The following is a 292-nucleotide window of genomic DNA, read 5'->3' on the forward strand; positions in this document are numbered from 1 at the left end:
TTGGGTAAATGGTGTTGTAGGTGGTACACCAGTTCAATATGAATACAAAGCATATAAAGACCCTTCTGAGATTTTCTTCAGACAAGGTTTGATTTCAAATACGTCTGTTCAGGTTGCAGGTGGTTCAGATAAAACAGGATTCAATGCCAGCTTTGGTTATACAGACGAAGAAGGTTTTGTTCCTGGTAACAACCTACAGAAGTATAACTTCGGATTGGGTTTGAACTCCGCAATTTCCGATAAGCTTTCTGTGAACTCATCTTTCACGTTTGCTATCACTGACCTAGTTTCC

General features: G+C 39.7%; 1 protein-coding gene. It reads left to right on the forward strand.

Annotation, left to right across the window (positions count from 1 at the left end):
* On the forward strand, positions 1 to 292 hold a 292-nt coding region (locus tag ACNKXV_RS14380), incomplete at both ends, for a hypothetical protein (protein WP_417908393.1).

Origin of the sequence: Christiangramia aquimixticola (genome assembly GCF_048285835.1) — a bacterium.
GTDB lineage: Bacteria > Bacteroidota > Bacteroidia > Flavobacteriales > Flavobacteriaceae > Christiangramia > Christiangramia aquimixticola.